Origin of the sequence: Streptococcus infantis, from assembly GCF_047460405.1 — a bacterium.
Classification (GTDB): Bacteria; Bacillota; Bacilli; order Lactobacillales; family Streptococcaceae; genus Streptococcus; species Streptococcus infantis_Q.
The window spans coordinates 1-3090 of the sequence record NZ_JASHGH010000033.1 but is presented as its reverse complement, the minus strand read 5'-3'; the positions used below and the strand labels follow the sequence as shown (position 1 = coordinate 3090).

Annotated in this window: 1 protein-coding gene; it reads right to left on the bottom strand. The window is 38.1% G+C overall.

The window, feature by feature from the left end; translation table 11 throughout:
• Positions 1 to 631: 631 nt before the first annotated feature.
• Positions 632 to 3090: G5 domain-containing protein (locus tag QM928_RS09765; RefSeq protein ID WP_414322002.1), on the bottom strand; the 2459-nt coding region annotated here is incomplete at its 5' end.

The window sequence follows — 3090 nt, the reverse complement described above, 5'->3', positions numbered from 1 at the left end:
TATTACAGCTATTACAGCTATTACAGCTATTACAGCTATTACAGCTATTACAGCTATTACAGCTATTACAGCTATTACAGCTATTACAGCTATTACAGCTATTACAGCTATTACAGCTATTACAGCTCGATTATATCATTTTCAATTCATTTAAGCAATCATAAAGCCGTTCAACCTCTCGAATAAAGCGCAAACATATGCGAATGTTTATAACACATTAATATACAGTTTGTTTAAATAAAACAGAAAGATTCTCCTTTCTGATGACATTCTCTATATATAGTGGATTAAAATAAGATATGAACAAAGAAATTAGGAAAGTCAAATAAATTTCTATAAATGTTTTAGAATCCGTAGCGTACTATTCTAGGTTCAATCCATTATATTAGATTAGAAAGTGTACTAATCGCTCACCGATTGAGAACTTTTGGGAACATTTCAAAACTGAGCACTAGGATTAAAGACATACAATATTTTGAGAGGGGGTTGGTACCAATACTGATACCTCCCTTTTTCAAAAATAAAACAACGACCTTGTACTTCTTCAAATGAGGAACAAGGTCGTTTCTTAATCTTTTATTTCATCGTTCACTTAACAGTGAGTAGTTCAAACTTTAACGAAATGCTTATTTTAGTCTTCTTTTTTCTTTCCAAACGCAAGTCCAAGGATACTTAGCATACCAAGAAGCCCTAAAGATGCAAGAGTCATACTTGACTCTGTTCCAAGTCTTGGCAATACATTTTGAGAATCATTTGACTTAGATTCCTTATCAATAGTAGTTGTAATGGATCCGTGATTAGCATTCGGACTAACAGCATCTTGAATTGGAGTAGCTAGTGGAGCTGTGGATTGACTAGAATCACCATTAGTATCAGGTGTGACTGGAGTGACTGGAGTGACTGGAATTGTATTTGGATTTGTATTTCCACTTACTTTTCTGAAAATGTGAGTAATTACTGGTTCATTTTCATCAATCACAGTTCGTACAAATTCATATACTGGAATTGATCCATGTTCAGCATCCTTTTCATTACCTGTCTTAACGGATGGTTTCAATACATTTCCGTCTTCATCAATCCATCGAACCTCAATCATTAGCTCTGGCAATGCAATTGAACCCCCTAATACATCGTTTTCAAAAGTTGTTACCTTAGGAACTTCCACAGATGATTTACCTGGTTCAGTAATCTTACCTGTACCTGTTTTTTCTACGTTTGGTAGATCACTGTTTGGTACTTTACCTTTACCATCTTCATCGATTGTAACGACGATTGGATTACCATCTTTACCTGGGATTTCTACCTTAGTTCCTGGTGGATATGTTGACCCATCTGGTTTCTTCGGTGTCACTGTAACATCACCTGTCTTAGAATCTTGTTCTAACTCTACTGTCGGTGCTTTCGTTTTCCCATAAGTTCGAACGATTGTTGGAGTTACCTTACCTGTTTTTGGATCAACTGCATAGGTAGTGGTATCAATCACATCACGGCCTTCAGAATCTTTAGATTGTTCAACCTTAGTTTTAGCTCCTACTTTAACGATTGTCTTACCTGCTGGGGTGACTACTGGGGTACCAACGTGTTCTGTGATATGACCGTCGTTTGAATCTACATCGTAAGTAGTGGTAGTAACTGTTTTACCTTTAGCTCCTTCAACGCGTTCATTAGGTGTGCCAACTTCTCGTTCACTATCTCTAATATACTCAACTTCTGGTTCAATCGGTGTTTCTACTACTTTGTCTTTGGCTGCGACTTTGACAATAGTTGCTGTTGGATTTACTACTACTGGTTCTCCTACTGTTTCTGTAATAGCGCCTGTAGTAGGATCAACACTATAAGTTGTTGTGGTAGTACTTGAACCTGCTTGTCCTGCTTCTTCCACATTTGGTTGATCTTTGTCGCGTGTATCATCTTTCACATATTTCTTAGGTGATGGGATTTCTGTTGTTTCTACTTTATCCTTCGCTGCGACTTTGACAATAGTATTCGTTGGTTCTTTCGTACGAACTGGTTGACCTTCACTTGCTGTAATCTTTCCAGTATTAGGATCCACAGTGTAAGTTGTTGTGATAGTGTCTTCACCATCTTCACCTTTAACAGTAGTTGGGGCTGTACCTTTTTCTTTCGTATCATCTTTTTCATAGACAACAAGTGATGGTACTACTCTCTTCTCAACTGTTGGTTCTTTTGTTGTTCCATAAGTTCGAACGGTTGTTGGAGTTACCTTACCTGTTTTTGGATCAACTTCATAGGTAGTGGTATCAATCACATCATGACCTTCAGAATCTTTAGATTGTTCAACCTTAGTTTTCGCACCAACTTTAACGATTGTCTTACCTGCTGGGGTGACTACTGGATTACCAACGTGTTCTGTGATATGACCGTCGTTTGGATCTACATCATAAGTAGTTGTAGTAACTGTTTTACCTTTTTTACCCTCAGTACGCTGAGCTGGTGTACCGAAGTCTTTTTCAACATCTCTAACATACTCAACTTCTGGTTCAATTGGTGTTTCTACTACTTTGTCCTTCGCTGCAACTTTGACAATTGTTGCTGTTGGATTTACTACTACTGGTTCTCCTACTCTTTCTGTAATTGTTCCATCTGCTGGATTTACTTCGTAAGTAGTTGTTGTTGTACGTGAACCTGCTTGGCCTGCTTCTTCCACATTTGGTTGATCTTTGTCGCGTGTATCATCTTTCACATATTTCTTAGGTGATGGGAGTTTGGTTGTCTCCACTTTATCCTTCGCTGCGACTTTGACAATTGTTGCTGTTGGATTTACTACTACTGGTTCTCCTACTCTTTCTGTAATTGTTCCATCTGCTGGATTTACTTCGTAAGTAGTTGTTACTGTACGTGAACCTACTTGGCCTGCTTCTTCCACATTTGGTTGATCTTTGTCGCGTGTATCATCTTTCACATATTTCTTAGGTGATGGGAGTTCGGTTGTCTCCACTTTGTCCTTCGCTGCGACTTTGACAATTGTTGCTGTTGGATTTACTACTACTGGTTCTCCTACTCTTTCTGTAATTGTTCCATCTGCTGGATTTACTTCGTAAGTAGTTGTTACTGTACGTGAACCTACTT